General features: G+C 60.0%; 21 protein-coding genes and 1 tRNA gene. 16 read left to right on the top strand and 6 right to left on the bottom strand.

Annotated features, from left to right (window positions below; genetic code table 11):
* Position 1: 1 nt before the first annotated feature.
* The 6 genes from pgeF to ACG9DO_RS02590 all read left to right on the top strand — a co-directional run bounded on the left by pgeF (position 2) and on the right by ACG9DO_RS02590 (position 6,268).
* Complete coding sequence (pgeF, locus tag ACG9DO_RS02615) at positions 2–682, top strand: peptidoglycan editing factor PgeF (RefSeq protein ID WP_394730176.1); 681 nt, start codon at positions 2–4, stop codon at positions 680–682.
* 221 nt (positions 683–903) lie between these two features.
* A complete protein-coding gene (gene petA / locus ACG9DO_RS02610; protein ID WP_394730174.1) occupies positions 904–1,479 on the top strand; it encodes a ubiquinol-cytochrome c reductase iron-sulfur subunit in 576 nt (191 codons plus the stop codon).
* A 17-nt stretch (positions 1,480–1,496) separates the two neighbouring features.
* Complete coding sequence (locus tag ACG9DO_RS02605; protein ID WP_394730173.1) at positions 1,497–2,801, top strand: cytochrome bc complex cytochrome b subunit; 1,305 nt, start codon at positions 1,497–1,499, stop codon at positions 2,799–2,801.
* Between the two features lie 34 nt (positions 2,802–2,835).
* Positions 2,836–3,666 carry a cytochrome c1 gene (locus tag ACG9DO_RS02600; protein ID WP_394730171.1) on the top strand — a complete coding sequence of 277 codons (831 nt, stop codon included), beginning with the start codon at positions 2,836–2,838 and terminating at the stop codon, positions 3,664–3,666.
* An 83-nt stretch (positions 3,667–3,749) separates the two neighbouring features.
* A complete protein-coding gene (locus ACG9DO_RS02595) occupies positions 3,750–4,286 on the top strand; it encodes an adenine phosphoribosyltransferase (RefSeq protein WP_394730170.1) in 537 nt (178 codons plus the stop codon).
* An 89-nt stretch (positions 4,287–4,375) separates the two neighbouring features.
* Complete coding sequence (locus ACG9DO_RS02590) at positions 4,376–6,268, top strand: cation:proton antiporter (RefSeq protein ID WP_394730169.1); 1,893 nt, start codon at positions 4,376–4,378, stop codon at positions 6,266–6,268.
* Here ACG9DO_RS02590 and ACG9DO_RS02585 read toward each other — a convergent pair whose 3' ends face one another.
* From ACG9DO_RS02585 to cysD, 4 genes are read right to left on the bottom strand one after another with little or no spacing between them, the layout of a single operon-like run.
* Positions 6,269–7,024 carry a 3'(2'),5'-bisphosphate nucleotidase CysQ gene (locus ACG9DO_RS02585; protein WP_394730168.1) on the bottom strand — a complete coding sequence of 252 codons (756 nt, stop codon included), beginning with the start codon at positions 7,022–7,024 and terminating at the stop codon, positions 6,269–6,271. It lies immediately after the preceding gene.
* Complete coding sequence (locus tag ACG9DO_RS02580; protein ID WP_394730167.1) at positions 7,021–7,251, bottom strand: DUF2061 domain-containing protein; 231 nt, start codon at positions 7,249–7,251, stop codon at positions 7,021–7,023. Before ACG9DO_RS02580 ends, ACG9DO_RS02585 begins: the two co-directional genes overlap by 4 nt.
* 24 nt (positions 7,252–7,275) lie before the next feature.
* Complete coding sequence (cysN, locus tag ACG9DO_RS02575; protein WP_394730166.1) at positions 7,276–9,198, bottom strand: sulfate adenylyltransferase subunit CysN; 1,923 nt, start codon at positions 9,196–9,198, stop codon at positions 7,276–7,278.
* On the bottom strand, positions 9,198–10,100 hold the full coding sequence (cysD, locus tag ACG9DO_RS02570; protein WP_394730165.1) for a sulfate adenylyltransferase subunit CysD: 903 nt from the start codon (positions 10,098–10,100) through the stop codon (positions 9,198–9,200). The genes cysN and cysD overlap by 1 nt, the downstream gene beginning before the upstream one ends.
* Before the next feature lie 223 nt (positions 10,101–10,323).
* Here cysD and ACG9DO_RS02565 point away from each other — a divergent pair.
* From ACG9DO_RS02565 to ACG9DO_RS02555, 3 genes are all read left to right on the top strand, one after another.
* A tRNA-Gly gene (locus ACG9DO_RS02565) sits at positions 10,324–10,397 on the top strand.
* Between the two features lie 185 nt (positions 10,398–10,582).
* Positions 10,583–11,416: a hypothetical protein gene (locus ACG9DO_RS02560; RefSeq protein WP_394730164.1), complete on the top strand. Its 834-nt coding sequence runs from the start codon at positions 10,583–10,585 to the stop codon at positions 11,414–11,416.
* Between the two features lie 107 nt (positions 11,417–11,523).
* The gene (locus ACG9DO_RS02555) at positions 11,524–12,327 is read left to right on the top strand and encodes a hypothetical protein (protein WP_394730163.1); all 804 of its coding nucleotides are present in this window, start codon (positions 11,524–11,526) and stop codon (positions 12,325–12,327) included.
* On the opposite strand, the gene panC is transcribed toward ACG9DO_RS02555, so the two are convergent.
* Positions 12,324–13,187: a pantoate--beta-alanine ligase gene (gene panC / locus ACG9DO_RS02550; protein ID WP_394730162.1), complete on the bottom strand. Its 864-nt coding sequence runs from the start codon at positions 13,185–13,187 to the stop codon at positions 12,324–12,326. The two genes, ACG9DO_RS02555 and panC, sit on opposite strands and share 4 nt — an antisense overlap.
* 82 nt (positions 13,188–13,269) lie before the next feature.
* Between panC and ACG9DO_RS02545 the strand changes: the two genes are divergently transcribed.
* The 7 genes from ACG9DO_RS02545 to ACG9DO_RS02515 all read left to right on the top strand — a co-directional run bounded on the left by ACG9DO_RS02545 (position 13,270) and on the right by ACG9DO_RS02515 (position 21,562).
* A complete protein-coding gene (locus ACG9DO_RS02545; RefSeq protein WP_394730161.1) occupies positions 13,270–14,079 on the top strand; it encodes a division plane positioning ATPase MipZ in 810 nt (269 codons plus the stop codon).
* 3 nt (positions 14,080–14,082) lie between these two features.
* A complete protein-coding gene (locus ACG9DO_RS02540) occupies positions 14,083–14,373 on the top strand; it encodes a molecular chaperone DnaJ (protein WP_394730160.1) in 291 nt (96 codons plus the stop codon).
* A gap of 125 nt (positions 14,374–14,498) precedes the next feature.
* The gene (gene pgmG / locus ACG9DO_RS02535; RefSeq protein WP_394730159.1) at positions 14,499–15,914 is read left to right on the top strand and encodes a phosphoglucomutase/phosphomannomutase PgmG; all 1,416 of its coding nucleotides are present in this window, start codon (positions 14,499–14,501) and stop codon (positions 15,912–15,914) included.
* Positions 15,915–15,944: 30 nt separating this feature from the next.
* Entirely contained in the window at positions 15,945–16,616 is a 672-nt protein-coding gene (locus ACG9DO_RS02530; protein ID WP_394730158.1) for a crotonase/enoyl-CoA hydratase family protein, read from the top strand.
* A 43-nt stretch (positions 16,617–16,659) separates the two neighbouring features.
* Positions 16,660–17,487: a hypothetical protein gene (locus tag ACG9DO_RS02525; RefSeq protein ID WP_394730157.1), complete on the top strand. Its 828-nt coding sequence runs from the start codon at positions 16,660–16,662 to the stop codon at positions 17,485–17,487.
* Positions 17,488–17,684: 197 nt separating this feature from the next.
* Entirely contained in the window at positions 17,685–19,055 is a 1,371-nt protein-coding gene (locus ACG9DO_RS02520) for an MFS transporter (protein WP_394730156.1), read from the top strand.
* 53 nt (positions 19,056–19,108) lie between these two features.
* Positions 19,109–21,562, top strand: a complete 2,454-nt coding sequence (locus ACG9DO_RS02515; RefSeq protein WP_394730155.1) for a ligase-associated DNA damage response DEXH box helicase — start codon at positions 19,109–19,111, stop codon at positions 21,560–21,562.
* Between the two features lie 104 nt (positions 21,563–21,666).
* Here the strand turns inward: ACG9DO_RS02515 and ACG9DO_RS02510 are convergent, their stop codons facing one another.
* The gene (locus ACG9DO_RS02510) at positions 21,667–22,125 is read right to left on the bottom strand and encodes an ExbD/TolR family protein (RefSeq protein WP_394730154.1); all 459 of its coding nucleotides are present in this window, start codon (positions 22,123–22,125) and stop codon (positions 21,667–21,669) included.
* Between the last annotated feature and the right edge of the window lie 4 nt (positions 22,126–22,129).

Genomic DNA, 22,129 nt, shown 5'->3' with positions numbered 1-22,129 from the left:
CATGGCCGAATGGGCGCATCTGATCGCGTCCGATGTGCTTGCGGCGCCGCATGGTTTTCTGACTGGCCCGCAGAGCGACCGGCGCGAGCTTGACCGTGTAGGCGGAGAATTGCCTACGGTATGGCTCAACCAGGTCCATTCAGCCCGCGTGGTGTGTGTGAGCGAGCCTTATTTCGACGACGCAAGACCTGACGCCGATGCGCTGGTGACGGCTACCTCGGGATTGCGGCTCGCAATCGTAACCGCCGATTGTGCTCCGGTGCTGCTTGAAGACAGGCAGGCGAGAGTGATCGGGGCAGCCCATGCCGGCTGGCGCGGGGCCCATGGAGGCGTGCTGGAAAACACGGTTGCCGCCATGGTCGAGCTTGGCGCGACCCCCGCCAATATCATTGCCGCCATCGGCCCATGCATTGCGCAGGAAAGCTACGAAGTCGACGAGGGATTTCGCCGCCAGTTCACAGATGAGGACTCGCAGTTCTTCAAACCTGGACGCGCAGGACATTACCAGTTCGATCTGGAAGGTTACGCGGCATGGCGGCTGTTCCTTGCCGGCGTGGGCCTGACGGACCGCTTATCCATCGACACCTATGCCTATGAAGCTGACTTCCACTCCTATCGCAGGTCGACGCATCGCGGCACCCGCAGCGACGGGCGACAGGTCAGTTTGATCGCTCTCGACTGAGCACACATCACTTGCTTGCACCAAAGCGAACGGTGCTTGCTGAAAACACGGTTGGCAGAGGCCACCTTTGCGTATATCAGCGCGCCCAAACCGGGGGTGCTGCATCTATTGCAGCGCGAATCCCCGCAAGATACGGGTTGGCGCTGGATCGAATCTCGCTCTGACTTGTTAGGTTCGTGACGTTTGGCGACAGCCAAACATTGTTGAGCAAGGTTTGATGAATGTCTGACACTTTGAGCACAGTGAACGGTGCACCGCTTTCGCCCGGCGGCGAAGACGGTGTGCGCCGCCGCGATTTCATTCACGTGGCGGCGGTCAGTGCAGCCGGCATTGGCGGCGCTGCGGTGGTTTATCCGCTGGTAACGCAGATGGCACCATCGGCTGACGTTTTGGCCGCAAGCACCACTGAAGTGGATGTTTCTTCGATCGAAGCTGGCCAGACCATCAAGGCAACCTTCCGCAAGCAGCCGCTGTTCATCAAGCGCCTGACGGAAGCCGAAATTGCCGCTGCCAATGACGTGGATGTCGGTTCACTGCGCGATCCCGAATCGCTTGACGACCGGACGCAGGAAGGTCATCGCGATCTGCTCGTTACGATGGGCATCTGCACCCACCTCGGCTGTGTCCCGCTGGGCGCTGCCGAAGGCGAGAACAAGGGCGAGTATGGCGGCTATTTCTGCCCGTGCCATGGCTCGCACTATGATACCGCCGGGCGCATCCGCAAGGGTCCAGCGCCCTCGAACCTCGTGGTTCCAGAGTACGCCTTCACCTCCGATTCCGTCATTCAAGTCGGCTGAGACCAGAGAGAGTTGCTATGAGTTTTGCCTGGGCACGCCAGTACGAACCGCAAACCACCGTCACCAAGTGGCTGGATGAGAAGCTTCCGCTTCCGCGGCTGGTCTATAACGCAGTCGGTGCCGGTTATCCGGTGCCGCGCAACCTCAACTATATGTGGAATTTCGGCGTGCTCGCCGGGTTCTTCCTGGTCCTGCAGATCATCACGGGCGTGGTGCTCGCAATGCATTATGCGGCGAACCAGCTGGTCGCGTTCCAGACGGTTGAGCACATCATGCGCAACGTCAATTTCGGCTGGCTGATGCGCTATGCGCACGCCAACGGCGCGAGCTTCTTCTTCATCGTCATTTACATGCACATCTTCCGCGGGCTGTTTTACAGCTCCTACAAGGCGCCGCGCGAAATGATCTGGCTGCTGGGCGTGGTCATCTTCCTGCTGATGATGGCGACAGCGTTCATGGGCTACGTTCTGCCATGGGGCCAGATGAGCTATTGGGGCGCACAGGTCATCACCGGCCTGTTCGGCGCAATTCCGCTGATCGGCGAAACCATCCAGGTCTGGATCCTGGGCGGCTTTGCTCCGGACAATGCGGCCTTGAACCGCTTCTTCAGCTTGCACTTCCTGCTGCCCTTCGTGATCGCCGGTGTTGTTATCCTGCACATCTGGGCGCTGCACATCCCGGGTTCTTCCAACCCAACCGGTATCGAAGTGAAGAGCGAAAGCGACACCGTGCCGTTTCACCCGTATTATACGGCGAAGGACGGTTTCGGGCTCGGCGTGATCCTGATCCTCTTCTCGATCATGGTGTTCTTCCTGCCGAACGCGTTGGGCCACCCTGACAACTACATCGAAGCGAACCCGCTCTCGACGCCTGCGCACATCGTGCCTGAGTGGTACTTCTGGCCCTTCTACGCGATCCTGCGCGCTTTCACTGGCGACTTGACGATCCCCTTCACCGGTATCGTGTTGATCCAAGCGAAGCTGCTGGGCGTGATCGCAATGTTCGGATCGATCCTCTTGTGGTTCTTCCTGCCCTGGCTCGACAAGTCTCCGGTGCGTTCGGGCCACTATCGCCCGACGTTCCGCAAGTTCTTCTGGTTCGGCCTGATCCCTGCGATGATCATCCTGTTCATCTGCGGCGGCGCTCCGGCGGAAGAACCCTATGTGGTGCTCAGCCAGATCGCGACGGCTTATTACTTCCTGCATTTCTTGGTGATCTTGCCGATCATCAGCCAGATCGAGCAGCCCGAACCGCTGCCGAACTCAATTACCGAATCCGTGCTGGGCAAGGACGGGGCGGCGGCGACGCCGGCTTCCGCCTGACCACCAGGCCATTGGATAAAGAGAGACGCGAACCATGATCCGTTTAGGCGCAATCGCAATCGGCCTGTTCTTCTTTGCAGTGGTGACCTTCTGGTCGCTGATCCCGGGTGCGTACAACCTCGCATTCGGCCCTCCAGCGGAAAAGGCAGCGTATTATCCTTTCAAGAAGGAAGCACACGGCCCGGAAGGCGGCTTCAGCTTTGAAGGCCCGTTCGGCAAATGGGACAATCAGCAGCTGCAGCGCGGCTATCAGGTTTACAAGGAAGTGTGCGCAGCCTGCCACTCGATCCAGTATGTCGACTTCCGCACGCTGTCTCAGCTTGGCTATAACGAAGCCGAGGTAAAGGCAGAGGCCGCGAACTTCACCGTTACCGAATTTGACGCGTCGCTCAATGAAGTGGTGACCCGTCCCGGCCTGCCGACGGACAGCTTCCCTGCTGTTCCCTATTTCGGCGCGGGTAATCCACCGGACCTGTCGCTGATCACCAAGGCGCGCAAGAACGGCACGAATTACGTCTATTCGCTGCTCACAGGCTATGAACAGCCTGACCCCGAGCTGCTTGCTGCCAATCCTGATTTCGAAATCCCGGCGGGCCTCTATTTCAACCCGTACTTCGAGAATGTGAGCCTTTCGATGCCGCAGCCCTTCATGGACGGCCAGATCACCTATGCCGACGGCACGGAAGCAACTGTAGAGCAGATGTCGAAGGATGTGGCCGCGTTCCTTACCTGGACGGCAGAGCCGACTTTGGTGAAGCGCAAGCAGACCGGCTGGCCCGTGATCGGCTTCCTGCTGTTCGCGACAATTCTCGCTTACCTCTCGAAGAAGCAGATCTGGTCTAGCGTGAAGCCGCGCAAGGACTGAGCAATCCAGCTTCACACCAACAGCTTGCGCCCCGCGATCCGGATTGGATGGCGGGGCGCTCGCATTTTCGGGAAAGGCCGCGCATGACACCTGACGAACTCAAGCGGCTCATCCGAACGGTGCCCGATTTTCCAGAGCCCGGTATCCAGTTCCGCGATATCACCACGCTCATTGGCCATGGGGCGGGCCTTAAGGCGAGTGTTGCAAATCTTGCCGAACGGGTCGCGGCAAGCGGTGCTGAAGCCATTGCAGGGATGGAAGCGCGAGGCTTCATCTTTGGCGCGGCGGTAGCGGTTCAATTGGGCCTCGGCTTCATTCCTGTGCGCAAACCGGGCAAGCTCCCGATCGAGACGATCGGCATCGACTATGCCCTCGAATATGGCACTGACCGGCTGGAAATCGATCCGAGCGCCATTGCCAAGGGTCAGAATGTCACTATCGTCGATGACCTTATCGCAACCGGAGGCACTGCGTTGGCGGCAGCGGAGCTGCTGCGGCAGGCGGGCGCAACTGTGTCGCACGCGATGTTCGTGATTGATTTGCCAGAGCTTGGCGGCGCGGACAGATTGCGCGCTTCGCAGATCGCCGTTGAAGCCCTGATGGCGTTTGAAGGGGCGTAAAACCTCTCCTGATTTGACGCGCGCGGGAAAGAAGCGCTGAGCGAAGCGTTGGAACAGTGAGCTAACGGAAAGGATCACGCCGGAACGCCATGGAATCGCAAGCACTCGTAATCGCGACCGTCGGCGTGCTCGGCATCGGTGCGCAGTGGCTTGCATGGCGGACGGGTTGGCCAGCGATTGTCCTGATGCTGGTCGCCGGTTTTCTGGCCGGGCCGGTGATGGGCAGCTTCTTTCCTGAATATGCGCTCGATCCTGACGCGGCTTTTGGCGACCTGCTTGAACCGATGATCGGGATCGGGGTCGCGCTTATCCTGTTCGAAGGCGGGCTCAGCCTCGATTACCGCGAGCTCAGGCACTCAGGCAGCGGCGTGTGGCGCCTCGCCACGATTGGCGTTGTCATCGGATGGGCGCTGGGCGCGCTCGCTGCGCATTATATTGGCGGGTTATCCTTGCCGGTCGCTGTCCTCTTCGGCGGCATCCTGATCGTTACCGGGCCGACCGTTGTCATCCCGCTGCTGCGGCAATCGAACATCCAGACCAGGCCTGGATCGGTCCTTAAGTGGGAAGGCATCGTCAACGATCCGACGGGTGCACTGTGCGCCGTGATTGCCTACGAATACTTCCGGAAAGTGGCGGAAAGTCCTGGTGCCTCCCTGGTCGAAGTTGTCCCGCCGCTGATCATTGCCGCAGCTATTGCCGGGCTGGTCGGTTATGCCGCCGCGCGCGTGATCGCATTTCTGTTCCCGCGCGGAGCGATTCCTGAATTCCTGAAAGTGCCGGTGCTGTTGACCACAGTGATCGGGGTTTTCGTGCTTACCAACCAGATCGAGCACGAGGCGGGGCTGGTCGCGGTCACCGTGATGGGGATCGCGCTTGCGAACATGAATGTCTCCTCGATGCGCTCGATCCATCCGTTCAAGGAGAATGTCGCGATCCTGCTGGTCTCGGGCATATTCATCCTGCTCTCGGCCTCGCTCGACTGGAGCGAACTGCGCGCGCTCGACCCGCGCGGCCCGGAGGGCTTTCGATACATGCTCTTCCTGCTCGCACTCTTGTTCGTAGTGCGGCCGCTGACTGTCTTTATCAGCCTGCTCGGCTCCTCGATCCCGTGGAATGAGCGAGCCTTCATAGCCTGGATTGCACCGCGCGGGATCGTGCTTGTCGCGATCTCAGGCCTGTTCGCCCTGCGTTTGACAGAGATCGGTCAACCCGATGGGCAGGTCCTGATCGGGCTCAGCTTCGCGGTCGTGGTCGTCACGATCCTGGCGCACGGTTTCACGCTGGAACTGGTTGCGCGCTGGCTGGGCGTGAAGGGAGAGAGCCGGCCGGGCTTGCTCATCGTTGGTTCGACCCCATGGAGCATTGCGCTGGCCAAGGAGATGAAGGCGCTCGACACGCCAGTCATGGTGGTCGATGCGAGCTGGCAGAAGCTGGCTGCGGCCCGGCGTGAAGGATTGCCCTTCTATCACGGTGAAATCCTCAACGAAGCGACCGAGCACAACCTCGATCTCTCGCCGTTCCAGGTGCTTGTCGCGGCGACCGAAAATGAAGCCTATAACGCGCTGGTCTGCAACGAGTTCGCGCACGAAATCGGGCGCGACTCGGTCTATCAGCTGGGCGAAATGGTCGATGAATACGACCGCCATTCGCTGCCTGAGTCGATCCGTGGCCGCGCCCTGTTTGAAGCGGGCTTCGGTGTTTCGGAGGTCAACGACCGGCAGGCGCAGGGCTGGGTCTTCCGCAAGACCAAACTGTCAGACGCATTCAGTTTTGAAGACGCTCTCAAGAAGCTGCCGGAAGACGCCCACCTCTTGCTGGTGCTGCGCGAAAGCGGGCGGTTGCGCTTCTTCAGCCATGCCGCGAAGCCGGAACCGCGCGCGGGCGACACCGTGATCTCGTTCTCGCCTCCGCAAGACAAGGTGGCAGAAAAAGCTGCCAAACGTGCGGGTGAAAGCTCCGCAGAAGCGAAGCCCGGCACCTGATCAGCTAACAAGCCTGGAGACTTCCTCAAGCACCCGCTCCGCCCATTCTGGACGGCAGATGAGCAGGTCGGGCATATAAGTATCAGCCCGATTGTAGACCAGCGGCGAGCCATCGATCCGGCTGCAGTGGAGGCCATGCGCCTTTGCCACGGCCACCGGCGCGCAGCTGTCCCATTCATATTGCCCACCTGAGTGAAGATAGATTTCCGCTTCGCCGCGCACGACCGCCATCGCCTTGGCACCTGCACTGCCCATGGCGACAAGCTCTCCGCCGATCGCTTCTGCCACAGCCACCGCTTCGGCTGCCGGGCGCGTGCGGCTGATGACCAGGCGCGGTTTTTCAGCCGGTGCGGGAAGATCGCTCGCCCCATCGGTCCGGAGCACAATCCCGCCATCAAGGCCGGGCAGCGCCACCGCGCCCGTGGTCGCGATACCGTCAATCGAGAGCCCCACATGGACCGCCCAGTCGCTGCGTTCCTCGCCATACTCGCGCGTGCCGTCGACCGGATCGACGATCCATACCCGCGACTGCGTCAAGCGATCGGCATTGTCTTTCTCTTCCTCGGAGAGCAGCCCGTCCTCAGGCCGCGCCGCGCGCAAGGCATGACACAGGAACTGGTTGGCGGTCGCATCGCCTGCCTTGCCCAGCGCCTTGCCTTCGAACATGCGGCTGTCGCGTACCTCGATCAGGATCCGTCCGGCTACTTCCGCCAGATGCGCTGCAAGTTCTGCATCGGTCATGCTGGCCGGTTTCATGTCGGCTCCTTGGCCATGCCCCAGGCAATATTCGCCCAGGCGCGCTCATGAAAATAGTATAGCACCATCTTGGTCAGGACTTCCGTCACTGCAATCGCACCGGCCGCCTTGACGCTGCTGGTGAACAGCCAGCTCAAAAGGAACGTGTCGAGGCTGCCGAGAATGCGCCAGCTGACGGCCTTGGCGAAGGAACGGCTATGCGCCTCGCGCCCCTGAAACAGAATCATACGCAATCGTTCCTTTGCGCCCTGCTACTTCAGCGGCAGGATCTGGCTGATGACATAATCGGCGGCTTCCTCGACGCTCATTTCGACCGTGTTGACACGGATTTCGGCATTCTCCGGCTCTTCATAGGGGCTGTCGATCCCGGTGAAGTTCTTGAGCTGGCCTGCGCGCGCCTTCTTGTAGAGGCCTTTCACATCGCGTTCTTCAGCAACCGCGAGCGGGGTATCGACGAAGATCTCGATGAACTCGCCTTCGCCTATCATTTCGCGCACCATCCGGCGCTCCGCCTTGAACGGGCTGATGAACGCGGTGAGCACGATGAGGCCGGCATCGGTCATCAGCTTGGCGACTTCGCCCACGCGTCGGATGTTCTCGATGCGGTCGGCCTCGGTAAAGCCGAGATCCTTGTTGAGTCCGTGGCGGACATTGTCACCATCAAGCAGGAAGGTGTGCCGGTTCATCAGGTTGAGGCGCTGCTCGACCGCATTGGCAATGGTCGACTTGCCTGATCCCGACAGCCCGGTGAACCACAGCACGCGCGGGCTTTGGTTCTTCATCGCCGCATGGTCTTCGCGGGTGATGGTGGTCGGCTGCCAATGGACGTTCTGCGCGCGGCGCAGACTGAAGTGGATCAGGCCCGCTGCGACAGTGGCATGGCTGAACTTGTCGATCAGGATGAAGCCGCCCATCTGGCGGCTGGTTTGATAGGGCTCAAACGTGATCGGGCGATCCGTGGTCAGCTCTGCAACGCCGATTGAGTTCAGCTCCAGCGTCTTTGCCGCCAGATGCTCAAAGCTCGCCATGTCGATTTCGTATTTCGGGGCGGCGAGCCGCGCGCTGACGGTCTGGCTGCCGATCTTGAGCCAGTAGTCGCGGCCAGGCTTCAACGCTTCCTCGCCCATCCAGATGACCGTCGTCTCGAACTGGTCGGACGCTTCAGGCGGATCGTCTGCCGACGCTATCACATCGCCGCGCGAACAATCGACTTCGTCATTCAAGGTGATGGTGACGGACTGGCCCGCGACTGCTTCTTCGAGCTCGCCATCGAAGGTCACGATTGATTTGACTGTGCTGGTCTTGCCGGCGGGCACGATCCGCACGGAATCGCCAGGCTTGACCGTGCCGCCCGCGATGAGCCCGGTGAACCCTCGGAAGTCGAGGTTCGGTCGGTTGACCCATTGCACCGGCATGCGGAAGGATCGCGCCTGCGCCGCGGTGTTGGCAAGCTCAACCGTTTCCAGATACTCGATCAGCGAAGGGCCGGAATACCACGGCGTGTTCGCGGATGGCGAAGACGTGATGTTGTCGCCCTTGAAACCTGAAATCGGGATCGCAGTGAAGTCCTCGATGCCGACTTCCTTCGCGAACGCGCGGTAATCGGCCACGATCTGGTCGAAAGTCGCCTGATCGTAATCGATCAGGTCCATCTTGTTCACTGCGAGAACCAGATGCTTGATGCCGAGCAGATGGCAGATGTAACTGTGCCGCCGCGTCTGAACCAGCATACCCTTGCGCGCATCGACGAGGATAACGGCGAGGTCCGCGGTCGAAGCGCCGGTCGCCATGTTGCGGGTGTATTGCTCGTGGCCGGGACAATCCGCGACGATGAACTTGCGCTTTTCTGTGGCGAAGAAGCGGTAAGCGACGTCGATCGTGATGCCTTGCTCGCGTTCCGCTGCCAGCCCGTCGACCAGCAGCGCAAAGTCGATTTCCTCGCCCTGCGTACCGACTTTCTTGCTATCGCTTTCGAGCGCAGCCAGCTGATCCTCGAAGATCATCTTGGAATCATAGAGCAGCCGCCCGATCAGCGTGGACTTGCCGTCGTCGACAGAGCCGCAGGTAATGAAGCGCAGCATTTGCTTGTTCTGATGGGTTTCGAGATAGGCCTCGATATCCTCGGCAATCAGCGCTTCGGCCTGATAGGCGGGATGGTTTGCAGGGGTTGTCATCAGAAATACCCCTCCTGCTTCTTCGCTTCCATCGATGCGCTTTCGCCCTTGTCGATCGCGCGGCCCTGCCGTTCCGACCCAGTTGCGAGCAGCATTTCCTGAATAATGTCGCTGAGGTCGGTCGCCTCGCTTTCCGTCGCGCCGGTCAGCGGATAGCAGCCAAGGGTGCGGAACCGGACGTGGCGCTCAACTACCTCTTCCCCGTCTTCGAAGCGGAAGCGCTCATCATCGACCACCAGGATCAGTCCGTCGCGGTCCACGGTTGGACGCTTGGCGGAATAATAGAGCGGGACGATATTGATCTTCTCACGAAGGATATATTGCCAGATGTCGAGTTCGGTCCAGTTGGAGAGCGGGAAGACACGGATGCTCTCACCATCCTTCTTTTTCGCATTGTAGAGGTTCCACAGCTCCGGCCGCTGGTTCTTGGGGTCCCAGCGATGGTCAGCATTGCGGAAGGAGAACACGCGCTCTTTTGCGCGCGCTTTTTCTTCATCGCGCCGCCCGCCGCCAAAAGCCGCATCGAAGCCATGCTCCGTCAGCGCACGCTTGAGCGGATCGGTCAGCTGCGCCTTGGAATAGAGCGCGCTTCCGGTGTCGAACGGGTTGATACCTTGCGCTTCAGCTTCTTCGTTCTCAGCCACGATCAGCTTGAGATTGTATTCCTTCACCGTCTTGTCGCGGTGTGCGAGCAAATCCTGAAAGTCCCATCCGCTTGCCACATGCAGCATCGGGAACGGCGGCGGTGCCGGATAGAATGCCTTGCGCGCCAGATGCAGCATCACCGACGAGTCCTTGCCGACCGAATAGAGCATCACCGGATTGCTGGCTTCGGCCACAACTTCCCTGAAGATATGGATCGCTTCGGCTTCAAGCCGTTCTAGATGGGTAAGAGTGCGCATGAAATCTCAGGCTTGCAGGAATTACGGAGGATATGCGGAGAATTGGTGGTGGGACTTACGGGATGTTGCGTTGATCGCAAGTACAGTTTTGCTTGTCTGGCCCATAGCGGGATCACGCCCTTGAATTCGTTACCTTTGTGAAAGGCCTGAGGCGTCACTGGATTGACGCGCCATCCAGCCCATGGCAAAGGCGCTGCCCGGCACGTTCGATGTGCGCCCCTGAGCGGGTATAGCATAGTGGTAATGCTCCAGCCTTCCAAGCTGGCTAGAGGGGTTCGATTCCCCTTACCCGCTCCAGCTTTCCGCCTTGCCAATCCGCTCGCCTTGTCAATCCGGTCGCAGTGCGCGCCAATTTTCTTGAGTTGGCCTGTGCAATTTGCGGACACAACGTAATTTCGATCTGTGCAATGTATCGGAAACGCTGTATTTTGTTCGGACAGATTGGGCCTCCTGATTGCGTGGGCCCGAGGACAAACCTGAAAATGCTGGATTGGTTCGGTGTAGCATTGGGTCGGGATACTGCTGCGGCAGTCCTGGCCCGCCGCATGCTGTTTGTGCTGCCGTTTATCCTGGTGATTATCCTCGTCGAAGTGAAGATCAACCGCCCCTGGACATATTGGCATGTCGCCGGGATCGAGGACGGCCCAATCGAGTGGCTCACGGCCATTATTTACATGGTGGCGGCGTTATGGGCCGGGAAGCTCGCTTGGCGCTTTCATCGCACTGGGCTCGCTGTGCATGCTGTATTGAGCGCGATCCTTGCGCTTGGAATGTTCGTGATCGGGATGGAAGAGATCAGCTGGGGGCAGCGCGTATTCGGTATTGCGTCACCTGAATTCTTCGTAACAGCCAACCGCCAGCAAGAGCTCAATTTACATAATCTTGGGCACAACAAGGCGTTTCTGGATGCCGCTTATCTGGTCGTGACATTCTACGCGATGACCGCAAGGTTGTGGGTGCCAAGACTGCTCGCGGCTTTTCAGAACGGTCGCTTTGCATCCCTAGGCCGGCTTGTGAGCCCGCCCGCTTTCCTGCTGCCGTACTTCCTCGTCCCGTTTCTGCTGTACCTGTACTATGTCAACGTGCCGTTCCTGAAAGAGGCGTTTGGCGAACATTGGGGCTATGGCTACATTCCTGAGCAGGGCTACTTCATGATCTCGCGCGATCAGGAACCTGCCGAGTGCATCCTTGCCTTGGGTTTCCTGTTCTTCTCGATGTGGCTTTTGGCGCAGCAATACTTCGGGGCCTGGTCGTCCGCGAAGAACAGCCTGCCCTCGGCAGAGTCTCTCACTCAGCACCGCTATTACAAAGGCTGATCAGCGCGGTTCCCGTTAGACTTGCGTGGCCTGGCATCGCCAGCCGCGCCGAGTCCGATGACGAAACGCGCCTGATCCCTCTCACACTGCGAAGGAAATTGCCTGTGATGGATTCGATATTGCGTGGCCTCAAGACACGCGCAAAGGGCATCGAGCGGTTTGTCAAAATCAGCCTGTTTGTGTTGCCATTCGCCCTGCTGGCCCGGTTTGTATTCGAGAAAGTCTCGAACCCCTGGAACTACTGGCAACTGGTTCAGGAGGATGCGCTGGTCGAATGGCTCACGGCTGGCCTTTACGTGATCGCGGCGCCGGTTGCGCTGTTGGTTGCCTACAGACTGAAGAACAAGGGGCTGAGCCTGCACGCCATTCTCCTGGCGGGCCTCGCCCTCGTGATGTTTGTCGTTGGCATGGAAGAGATCAGCTGGGGGCAAAGGGTGTTGGGGATCGAATCGCCCAAGACATTCGAGCAATGGAATTATCAGCAGGAGCTTAACCTGCACAATCTGCTGAGACGGGAAGCTCTTCAGGTCGGATTTGCGATCATTGGATTTTACGGCCTGGTTGCAAGTTTCGTGATGCCCGTATTGCTGAAGCCCATACTCGGCAAATCGGCCCGATCCGTATCGGCGCTGGTCAGTCCGCCGTGGTTCCTCAAGTCATATTTCCTGTTGATGCTGGCGGCTCAACTGGTGTTCCTGGCGTCGCCCTGGCTGCAGGCTGAGTTCGGTCCCCATTGGGGTTTCTCCTACAAGCCTGACGAAGGCCTCTTCCTCATCTCGCGCGACCGGGAAGTGATAGAATGGCTGCTTGGGCTGGGGTTTCTCTTCTTCACCTGCTGGCTGTTTTATCTCGAGCGCACCGGATTTTGGGGTGTCGCTCGCGCTGATCAGCCGGGCGCGGGTCAAGCCTAGGCGCGCTGGCTGACCGCCATGTTGTCGATCAGCCGCGTTCCGCCGATCCGCGCGGCCACCAGGAGGCGCGCGTCCCCTGCGCCAAGCGCATCTAGCTTTGCCAGCGAGCGCGCATCGGCAAGCTCGGCATAGTCGATTTGGGAGAAACCAGCGCCGAGCAAGGCATCTTCAAGCGCTGCGAGCGTCTCTCGTACTTCATCTCCATCTTCAATCCGTGCGATCGCTTCGCGCATGGCGTTCGGCAACGTCGCGGCGGCTGCGCGATGTTCGCTCGAGAGATAGCGATTGCGGCTCGACATCGCGAGGCCATCCGGCTCGCGCACGGTCGGCACGCCGATGATCGCTTCGACCCGCGGCGCGGTCAGGTCGAGGTCGCGCGCCATGGTGCGGATCACAGCGAGCTGCTGGAAGTCCTTTTCGCCGAAGAAAGCCATGTCGGGCTGAACTTGATTGAACAGCTTGCACACGACCGTCGCGACGCCGTCAAAGTGGCTGGGGCGCGCAGCACCGCAGAAATTGTCGCTGACACCGGAAACAGAAATGCTGCTCGCAAAGCCTTCCGGATACATCTCTTCGACTGTCGGTGCCCACAAGAGTGCGCACCTTTCCCCTTCAAGCATCGCCTGATCTTCCGCCAACTGGCGCGGATAGGCATCAAGGTCCTCATTGGGGCCAAACTGAGTTGGATTGACGAAAATTGACGCGACTACGTGATCGCAGGCGTCGCGTGCGGCCCGTACCAGCGTCAAATGCCCTTGATGCAGGGCGCCCATTGTGGGAACCAGCCCGATTGTCGCGCCGCCTGCGCGCAGGGCAGCGGTCGATGTTCTCAACAAATCGAGCGTGGTGACTGTTTGCACGTGCCTGTCCCCTTGGATATGATTTTTCTCTCCTAGCCGCCACCTTGCGCGGCGCACAAGCAAATGGAAGGCGAACCGCTCCGTGCCTCAAACCACTCCACACAGGATCGTCTTTGCCAACGAGAAGGGCGGGACCGGAAAATCGACGACAGCGGTGCATGTTGCGGTTGCGCTTGCCTACAAGGGCGCGCGCGTCGCCGCGATTGATCTTGACCCGCGCCAGCGCACCTTCGCCCGCTATCTCGAAAACCGGGGGGAGACAGCAGCCAAACGCGGCATTGATCTGCCTACTGCGCGTTTTGACGTGTTCGAAGGCGATGTCGATGGGCTGGAGGCCAAGGTCGCTGAGATTGGCCAGGGTTGTGACTTCGTGGTGTTCGATACGCCGGGACGCGACGATCCGCTCGCGCGTCATGCGGCCACCGAGGCCGACACGCTGGTTACTCCCATGAATGACAGTTTTGTCGATTTCGACCTGATCGGCCAGGTCGAAGGCGAGACCTTCAAGGTCAAGCGCCTGAGCTTTTATGCCGAGCTGATCTGGGAAGCGCGCATGAAACGCAGCCGCGCGACGATCGAGAAACAGCGCCGCGAAATGGATTGGGTCGTGGTGCGCAACCGCACCGGCCATACTGAAGCGCGTAACATGGCACGGATCGAGCAGGCGCTGACAGAGCTCAGCAAGCGAGTTGGTTTCCGTGTCGCCAAGGGGCTTTCCGAGCGCGTGATCTATCGTGAGCTGTTCCCTTCCGGCCTCACTCTGCTCGACAAAGGGCATCTGGGGGAACTGGGCACCAGCCATCTGGTTGCGCGTCAGGAGCTGCGCGAACTTCTGGGGCAGCTGCGCTTGCCTGAATTTGCGGGTCCTGCGCCGCAGCTGGAGCTTGCCTGAGCCATGATCCGGCTTGTCCTTATTGCTGCAGGTATTTGTCTGCTGTGTCGCTGGATTACCGGAAAATGGCCATGGGATTTCCTGCGCGGGCCATCGACCCGCCAGCAGGCCATCTTCAAGGCGCGCAAACTCCTCGCGGTTCGGGCTGATGCGACCCATGAAGAGATCATGGCGGCGCATAAGCGTTTGATTACCATGGTGCATCCGGACAGGGGTGGAACCAATGACCAGGTCCATGAAGCCAATGCAGCGCGTGACCTGCTGCTCGATGAGATTCCGGACGGAAAGCGCTAGGTCCTCACGCTGGGCCGCCCAAATCTGAGACAATCGCCGTTTCGGAGGTGTCCTGTGATTGCTATGCGCCGTGCAGCGTTCTACGCAGGGAGAAACGCGCCACAAGCACAGGAAATCATGAGAAAATGAGCCATCAATTCGACCCCACCGTTCTGCGTGAATATGATATTCGCGGGATCATCGGCGAAACGCTCGGCCCGGATGATGCACGCGCGATCGGACGCGGCTTTGCGACTCTGCTCAAGCGGGCAGGCGGATCGAAAGTAGCGGTCGGCTATGATGGCCGCGTCAGCTCGCCCATGCTCGAACATGCGCTGATCGAGGGGCTGACTTCGAGCGGGTGCGATGTCGTGCGGATCGGCATGGGCGCAACCCCTATGCTTTATTACGCGGAAGCCTCAGCCAAAGATATAGATGGCGGCATTCAGATAACTGGCAGCCACAATCCCGCCAATTACAATGGCTTCAAGATGGTATTTCAAGGGCGCCCGTTCTTCGGCGCCGACATCCTGCGGATCGGCGAACTCGCCGCTGCCGGAGACTGGCTCGATGGGACCGGTGAAGTCGAAACGCGCGAGATCATGGGCGAGTATATCGACCGCCTCCTGAGCGGTCTCGACGGTATCGACACTGCCGCGCTCGCGAATCTCAAGGTGGGCTGGGACGCTGGCAATGGCGCTGCCGGACCCGCGCTCGAGCTGCTCGCCGAACGGTTGCCGGGGGAGCATCACCTGCTCTTTACCGAGGTCGACGGAAATTTTCCCAATCATCATCCTGATCCTACTGTCGAAGCCAATCTGGAGGATCTGCGCGCGCTCGTCGCGGCAAAGAACCTCGATTTTGGAGTGGCTTTTGACGGCGACGGCGACCGGATCGGCGCGATTGATGGTGAAGGGCGGGTCATATGGGGCGACCAGCTTCTCATGATTTACGCCGAAGACCTATTAAGGGATCGCCCTGATGCGACCATTATCGCCGATGTGAAGGCGAGCCGGGCGCTGTTCGATCACGTAGCGAAGTGTGGTGGAAAGCCGCTGATGTGGAAGACCGGCCACTCGCTGATTAAGTCCAAAATGAAGGAAACTGGCTCTCCCTTGGCTGGAGAGATGAGCGGCCACGTATTCTTCGCGGACACTTATTACGGGTTTGACGATGCGCTTTATGCTGGGGTCCGCCTGCTTGCGGCCTCGGCGCGGCTCGGCAAATCGGTGACGCAGCTGCGCAGCGAAATGCCGGACATGCTGAATACGCCGGAAATGCGCTTCCAGGTGGACGAGTCCCGCAAGTTCGCTGCGATTGATGAAGTCAGCGCGCGCCTCAAGAACAATCCCGGTCCGGAAGTCGAGGAAGTCAATGCGACTGACGGCGTGCGGGTCAACACCAAGGACGGCTGGTGGCTGCTGCGTGCGTCCAACACGCAAGACGTGCTGGTTGCGCGCGCGGAGAGCGATACACAGGACGGGCTTGAGCGCTTGCTCGCACAAATTGACGAGCAGCTTGCACTGTCAGGGCTTGAGCGCGGAGAAACGGTCGGGCACTGAAGCCTCCACACATTTTGCAGGAGCTCAGTCATGTCCATAAGCCTCGCGGTTACAGACGACATCGCGCAGATCACGCTCGATGACGGGCGCGCCAACGCGATCGACCCCCCTTGGCTCGACAGTTTCATGGAAACCTTCGCTGAAGCGGAAAAGGCCGCCACGGCCATCGTTATCGCCGGGCGTGACGGTATTTTCAGCGGCGGCTTCAATCTCAAGTGGATGCCGACAGCGAGCGCGGAGGAGCTGGGCTACCTGCTCGATACGGCAGGAAGACTGGTGTGTCAGGTTTATGGCAGCGAACGCCCGGTGGTCGGCGCCTGCACTGGCCACGCGATTGCGATGGGGCAGTTCCTGCTGCTTTCCTGCGACACGCGAATTGGCGCCGCGGGCGCATTCAAGTTCGGCGCGAACGAAACACTCAACGGCATGAACCTGCCTCTTTTCGCGCAGGAAATCTGCAAGGCGCGGCTTGACCCCACGCAGCTGACCAAGCTCGTCATCCAGTCCTACATGTATGGCCCTGATGAAGCGGTTCAGCTTGGCGCAATTGATCTCGTGGTGGAGCCTGAGCAAGTCATTGCAACCGCGACAAGCATTGCCAAACAGCTCGCGCAGCTCCCCGGCGGTGCCTACGGCTGGAACAAGAAAGCGATGCGGCAGGCAACGCTGGACCGGATCGCGGCAACCAAGAACGGATACTGATTGCCGTCTGCTGGCCGTTCAATCATTCAAAGGACCTCCGCCCATGAAATTGCTTCGCTCTCTTGCCCTGTCTGCTTCCCTTGCCGGGGCAATGGCTGTGTCCGCGCCTGCCATTGCTCAGGACGAAGGCAAAGCCTCGGAAAACGACGCGATGATGGCGGAAATGATGGCAATGTTTGCAGCTGAGCCGCTCACGCCTGAGCAAGAGGCGCGAATTCCCCTTGCCGCTGAAGTGATCAACAAGATGATCCCTCCCGGCTCGCTTTCCGAAGTGATGGGCGACATGTTTGGCATGGAAGGGATGCTTGGCCCGATCCTGACCAAGGCACAAGAGCCGCGCGTAGCCGATTTCGCAGGTCAGCTGGGGCTTGAGGCATGGGAGCTCGAGATGAACGACGCTGCGGTTGCAGAAGCCGCCTCCATCATCGATCCGGCGCGCGAGGAGCGCGGTGCGCGCAAAGCGGCAGTCATGCCGGAAATCATGACCAACATGATGAATGCGATGGAGCCGGCGATGCGCGAGGCCATGACCGAAGTTTTCGCGATCCAGTTCGACGTTAAGGAGCTGACCGATATCAACGCGTTCTTCTCGACAGAAAGCGGCGCTGCCTTCGCCAGGAAATCAATGAAGGTGTCGAGCGATCCGCGCGTGCTGGGTGCTTCGATGAAAGCGATGCCGCAAATGATGGCAAGCTTTGCGAACATGGAAGCGCAGATGGAGGCCACAACCGCTGATTTGCCTCAGCCGCGCGGGTTTGCAGACCTTTCTGCCGAAGAGCAGACGCGTATGGCTGAGCTGACCGGCTATAGCGTGGATGAACTGGCTGAGCGCGCAGCTGCTTCGGCTGCCGAGGAAGATGCGGCAGAGTAAGATCGTTTGCGCGGAAATTTTCCGCGCGAGCTTCCCGCTCGACCGCATGACGCCATGCCCATCGGGCGGGCGCACAATGTCGCTTACATACAATGTTTTAATTCTACCCTGAGCCACGCTGCTTCGCGGGATCACGGCGTTTCTTACGTTTCCTTGGGGAAGGGGGCAGACCACGCCGATTGGGGGACTGACAAGACATGGCGACACTGGCGGCAACGGGGCGACACGAGGAGTTGATACTGACTCAGAGCAAGTGGCTGCGCATGGCGACCTTGCTACTGTTTTACTTCACGCAAGGCTTCCCCATTGGCTTCTTCTTTTATGCCGTCCCCGCCTGGATGGCAGCCAATGGAGCGACCACGGTAGAGACGGCGGCCGTTGTCGGGGCAGCTTCCACGCCTTGGTCGATCAAGTTTATCAATGGCTTTATCATCGATCGCTACACCTATCTGCCGATGGGACGCAGGCGTTCCTGGATCATCGGTGCGCAATCGCTGATCGTCGTTGCCTTCCTTGCCGCCGCATTCGTGGCACCACAGCACACCGAGGTTGCATTCATCTCAGCAGTGGCGTTTTCCGCGAACATAGCAGTCGCGTTCCAGGATGTCGGGATCGACAGCTTGGCGATTGATATCATGCCCGAAGACGAGCGCGCCAAGGCAGCGGGCATCATGTTCGGCGCACAGTATCTCGGGATTGCGGTTGCTACAGGCGCGGGTGGCCGCCTGTTCGAAAACTTTGGCGTAATTGCAGGGATGCTCGGCGGCGCGTCCGTGCCGCTTATCGTCATGCTGTATGGCGTGGCCATTCGTGAACGAGAAGGTGAGAAGCGCTTGCCGTGGAGTTCGGGCGAAACTCATCCAAGAAACAGCGCGATCCAGGTCGAGGCTTGGAGGCCGCTCTTGCGCAACGCATTCAAGGCTATTCTTGCACCACTGTCGCTGATCCTTGCGCCGCTAATGTTGTTACGCGCAATTCCCGGCGGGTTGTTCGAAGCGTTTCACCCCCAACTCTACACCCAAACCGCGGGTTGGGCCCAGAGTGAGTATACAGACCTCATCTTCTATTCCACGTTGGCCAGCGGAGTTGTCGGCCTGTTGGTAGGTGGCTGGTTCATCGACAAGATCGGCAGCCGTGCAGGAATGGTGATCGCCGCGATTGTCTTGGGCGCTTTGTTCCTTGCAATGGGCTACAGCCCCGATCGATGGACTGACAGCACTGTCCTGATAGGCTTTCAGCTCATCTTCGATTTCTTTGCGCTGCTGTATATGATCGCAATCATTCCTGTTTTCATGAAGCTGTGCTCGCCAGCGGTCGCAGCGACTCAGTTCACGGTCTACATGGCGCTGGGAAATATGGGGCGTCCGATTGGTGCCACTCTGGCCGGTGTGACAGCAGGTGCGGGCTATCCGCAATGGGTCTATTGGACTGCTGCGATTGGTGTAGGCGTGATCCTCGTTATTTCGATGTTTGCACCGTTCCCGAAAGGCGAGCAGGCCGAAGAGGCCGAGCACGAAGTGGAAGGGCATATCGCCCAGGCTGATGGACTGACGCCGAAGATGGACTGATCCTCTTCGCGTGACTTGACGGAACGCATGGGTGGGTCGAACGCTCATCTCCCGTGAGCGACGTGCAAATCCCACCTGAAATCGAACGCTGGTTTACGGCACGCGGCTGGCGCGTGCGGCGGCACCAGAGCGAGATGCTCATCGCGTCAGACGCGGGGAAACACGCGCTGCTCGTGGCGGACACGGGCGCTGGCAAGACGCTGGCCGGGTTCCTGCCGACCTTGTGCGATTTTGCCCCGTCGAGATTGGGCGAGAGGAAACCGCCCGAGGGCCTGCACACGCTCTATGTCTCGCCCTTGAAGGCGCTCGCGCATGATGTGCAGCGCAACCTGCTCACCCCGATTGAAGAGATTGGCCTGCCGATCCGGGTCGAGACCCGCAGCGGCGATACGCCGTCCGATCGCAAGAAGCGCCAGCGCACTCGTCCCCCCCATGTGCTGCTGACGACGCCGGAGAGCTTGTCGCTGCTGCTGTCCTATCCCGATAGCTTCGAGCTGTTTCGCGGGTTGAAGCGCGTGGTGGTGGACGAGGTTCACGCCTTTGCGACCGGCAAGCGGGGCGACCTGCTCGCGCTTGCGCTCAGCCGATTGCAGGCCATCGCGCCGGACATGCAGCGCGCGGCTTTGTCCGCGACGCTCGCCGATCCCGAAGGTTTCCGTGCGTGGCTGGCACCTTGGGGAGAGATCGATGCTGTCGAACTCGTCGAGGGCGAGCAAGGCGCAAAGCCTGAAGTCGAAATCCTGCTGCCACGTGAAGAGCGCGTGCCTTGGGGTGGGCACGCCGGGCGCTGGGCAATTCCGCAGCTGATGGAGCAGATCAAGGCGAACCGCACGACGCTGATCTTCACCAATACGCGGTTTCTCGCCGAATTTATCTTCCAGCTGCTCTGGGACGTGAACGAGGATAATCTTCCAATCGGCATCCACCACGGCAGCCTCTCGGCAGAAGCGCGGCGCAAGGTCGAAGGCGCGATGGCGCGGGGAGAGCTCCGCGCGCTGGTGTGCACCGCGAGCCTCGATCTCGGGATCGATTGGGGGGACATCGACTGTGTCGTCCAGATGGGCGCGCCCAAGGGCTCCTCGCGATTGCTCCAGCGGATCGGGCGCGCCAACCACCGGCTCGATAGCCCAAGCCGCGCGATCCTCGTCCCCGGCAATCGCTTTGAATTCCTTGAAGCGACCGCGGCCAAGGATGCGGTCGATGAAGGCATGCGCGACGGCGAGGACTTTCGCGCAGGCGGGCTCGACGTGCTCGCGCAGCATGTCATGGCCTGCGCCTGCGCCGGGCCGTTTCAGGAAGACGAATTGTTGAGGGAGGTAAAGTCCTCACTGGCCTATTCATGGCTCACGCAAGAGGACTGGAGCCGCGTGCTCGGCTTTGTCGAGAACGGCGGCTATTCACTGCGCGCTTATGACAAGTTCAAGCGCATTCGCCGCGACAGGCAAGGCGTGTGGCAGCTCACTCACCCGGAACACGCGCAGCGCCACCGGATGAATGCGGGCATAATCGTCGACTCTGAAATGCTGATGGTGCGCTTCCGGAACGGGCGAGCGCTCGGCAAGGTCGAGGAACGCTTCGCCGCACAGCTTTCACCCGGCGACACCTTCTTTTTTGCAGGCATGAGCCTGGAGGTGGAAGGCCTCAAGGACATGGACCTGATCGTGCGCGCGGCAAAGAAATCCGCGACGATCCCAAGCTATGGCGGGCTGCGCCTGCCGCTCACCACGCATCTGTCGAGCCGGGTGCAGGCGATGCTCAGCCAGCGCGAGAAATGGGGCCGATTCCCCGACGACGTGCGCGAATGGCTGGAAGTGCAGGACTGGCGCAGCGAAATGCCGGGGCCGGGCAAGCTGCTGGTCGAAAGCTTCCCGCATCACAAGAAGCACTACTCAGTATACTACACTTTCGAAGGCTGGAACGCGAACCAGAGCCTCGGCATGCTGATCACGCGGCGGATGGAGGATCGCGGGCTGATGCCGGCCGGTTTCGTCGCGAATGACTATTCGCTGGCTGTTTGGGGGCTGAAGCCGGTTGCTGATCCCGCGCCGCTGCTCTCGCCAGACATCCTGACCAACGAGTTTGTCGAATGGGTGACCGAATCGCACCTGCTCCGCCGCGCCTTTCGAGAAGTCGCGGTGATCAGCGGGCTGGTCGAGCGCCAGCATCCGGGCAAGCGCAAGACCGGCAAGCAGGTCACTTTCTCGACCGACCTGATCTACGATGTGCTGAAGAAATATGAGCCCGATCATGTCTTGCTGGAAGCGGCATGGGCGGATGCGCGCGCACGGATGACGGATGTAGGGCGGCTCGCGGACTTGCTTGAGCGCTCACAGCATGAGTTAGTGCATGTCGAGTTGGATCGAGTCAGCCCGCTTGCCGTACCGGTGATGACAATGATCGGGCGCGAGGCTGTGCCGCAAGGCGCGGTTGATGAGGAGCTACTGCTGGAGGCAGAGAGCCTGGCAGGCGAAGCGATGCGTGTGGACGAGCCGTTAGAGTGGGAATAGGTCCACCCCGAGCCCATTTAGCCCAATCCATTTGTCAAAAAGAAAGGGCGGGGTGCCTCTCCACACCCCGCCCTCTGATTGGCATGACCTATCAGGCTGCGCGGTTAGTTGCCGCCGCCCGCTCCCGGCCCGCCGGTACCAAACTGACGGTACTTTTCGTTGCCGACAAAGCCGAACTTGGTGACGCCCGATACCTTGATGATGTTCAGCACACGTGCCGACAGATCGTAGCTCGCCAAGGCCTCAGGCTCGAACTGGAGCTCAGGCTCAGGAACCATCGCCTTGGACGTGTTGAGGTTGGCGACCAGCGTGCCTTGATCGATAGACTCAGCATTCCACAGGATCTGGCCGTCCTGCGTGAGAACGATCTTGTTCTTGATCGGATCGACCATGTCTGGCGGCGGATTAGGGTTAGGCTGCGGCAGGTCAATTGCCACGGCATGTGTCGCCACCGGGATGGTGATGATGAACATGATCAGCAGAACGAGCAGAACGTCGATCAGCGGCGTCATGTTCATGTCGGTCATCGGCTGCCCGTCGAGCTTGCCTCCTGACATACCCATGGTT

Origin of the sequence: Altererythrobacter sp. GH1-8, assembly GCF_043702085.1 — a bacterium.
Classification (GTDB): Bacteria; Pseudomonadota; Alphaproteobacteria; order Sphingomonadales; family Sphingomonadaceae; genus Erythrobacter.
This window is presented reverse-complemented; position numbering and strand designations above follow the sequence as displayed.

Coding starts and splice junctions, on each gene's coding strand:
- pgeF (WP_394730176.1), top strand. CDS start 2: ATGGCCGAATGGGCGCATCTGATCGCGTCCGATGTGCTTGCGGCGCCG.
- petA (WP_394730174.1), top strand. CDS start 904: ATGTCTGACACTTTGAGCACAGTGAACGGTGCACCGCTTTCGCCCGGC.
- ACG9DO_RS02605 (WP_394730173.1), top strand. CDS start 1,497: ATGAGTTTTGCCTGGGCACGCCAGTACGAACCGCAAACCACCGTCACC.
- ACG9DO_RS02600 (WP_394730171.1), top strand. CDS start 2,836: ATGATCCGTTTAGGCGCAATCGCAATCGGCCTGTTCTTCTTTGCAGTG.
- ACG9DO_RS02595 (WP_394730170.1), top strand. CDS start 3,750: ATGACACCTGACGAACTCAAGCGGCTCATCCGAACGGTGCCCGATTTT.
- ACG9DO_RS02590 (WP_394730169.1), top strand. CDS start 4,376: ATGGAATCGCAAGCACTCGTAATCGCGACCGTCGGCGTGCTCGGCATC.
- ACG9DO_RS02585 (WP_394730168.1), bottom strand. CDS start 7,024: ATGAAACCGGCCAGCATGACCGATGCAGAACTTGCAGCGCATCTGGCG.
- ACG9DO_RS02580 (WP_394730167.1), bottom strand. CDS start 7,251: ATGATTCTGTTTCAGGGGCGCGAGGCGCATAGCCGTTCCTTCGCCAAG.
- cysN (WP_394730166.1), bottom strand. CDS start 9,198: ATGACAACCCCTGCAAACCATCCCGCCTATCAGGCCGAAGCGCTGATT.
- cysD (WP_394730165.1), bottom strand. CDS start 10,100: ATGCGCACTCTTACCCATCTAGAACGGCTTGAAGCCGAAGCGATCCAT.
- ACG9DO_RS02560 (WP_394730164.1), top strand. CDS start 10,583: ATGCTGGATTGGTTCGGTGTAGCATTGGGTCGGGATACTGCTGCGGCA.
- ACG9DO_RS02555 (WP_394730163.1), top strand. CDS start 11,524: ATGGATTCGATATTGCGTGGCCTCAAGACACGCGCAAAGGGCATCGAG.
- ACG9DO_RS02540 (WP_394730160.1), top strand. CDS start 14,083: ATGATCCGGCTTGTCCTTATTGCTGCAGGTATTTGTCTGCTGTGTCGC.
- pgmG (WP_394730159.1), top strand. CDS start 14,499: ATGAGCCATCAATTCGACCCCACCGTTCTGCGTGAATATGATATTCGC.
- ACG9DO_RS02530 (WP_394730158.1), top strand. CDS start 15,945: ATGTCCATAAGCCTCGCGGTTACAGACGACATCGCGCAGATCACGCTC.
- ACG9DO_RS02525 (WP_394730157.1), top strand. CDS start 16,660: ATGAAATTGCTTCGCTCTCTTGCCCTGTCTGCTTCCCTTGCCGGGGCA.
- ACG9DO_RS02520 (WP_394730156.1), top strand. CDS start 17,685: ATGGCGACACTGGCGGCAACGGGGCGACACGAGGAGTTGATACTGACT.
- ACG9DO_RS02510 (WP_394730154.1), bottom strand. CDS start 22,125: ATGGGTATGTCAGGAGGCAAGCTCGACGGGCAGCCGATGACCGACATG.